General features: G+C 40.9%; 1 protein-coding gene. It reads left to right on the top strand.

The genetic code is table 11. The annotated features are described in order from the left end of the window. Positions 1 to 469: hypothetical protein (locus V6246_RS18175; RefSeq protein WP_341561864.1), on the top strand; the 469-nt coding region annotated here is incomplete at both ends.

The following is a 469-nucleotide window of genomic DNA, read 5'->3' as shown; positions in this document are numbered from 1 at the left end:
TAAGTTTAGTAGCACCAGTAGGCGCAACAAGTATCGTAACGGATGCTAATGGCGACATTACAAGTTTCGCAGTACCAAACGAAGGAACATGGAGTGTAGATGAAACCACAGGAGTAATCACTTTCACACCATTAACAACATTTACAGAAGACCCAACGGTTATCAGTTATAATGTAGAAGATAATGATGGCAATCAATCTAATGATGCGACGGTTACAATCGATTATTTACCAGTAGCAGAAGACAATGTAAGCAATGGCAATACAGTAGGTAGTCCAGCGGTATTCAATATTGTATCAGACGATACTAATGGCGATATGATTGTAGCAAGTACAATAGATCTAGATCCATCAACTCCAGGCACTCAAGAGACGACTTTAGTCGTTCCAAACGAAGGGACATGGAGTGTAGATACCTCAGGCGTATTAACTTTTACACCAGAAGTAGGTTTCACCACGGATCCAACAGC

This window comes from Algibacter sp. TI.3.09 (genome assembly GCF_038154905.1).
Classification (GTDB): Bacteria; Bacteroidota; Bacteroidia; order Flavobacteriales; family Flavobacteriaceae; genus Algibacter.
This window is presented reverse-complemented; position numbering and strand designations above follow the sequence as displayed.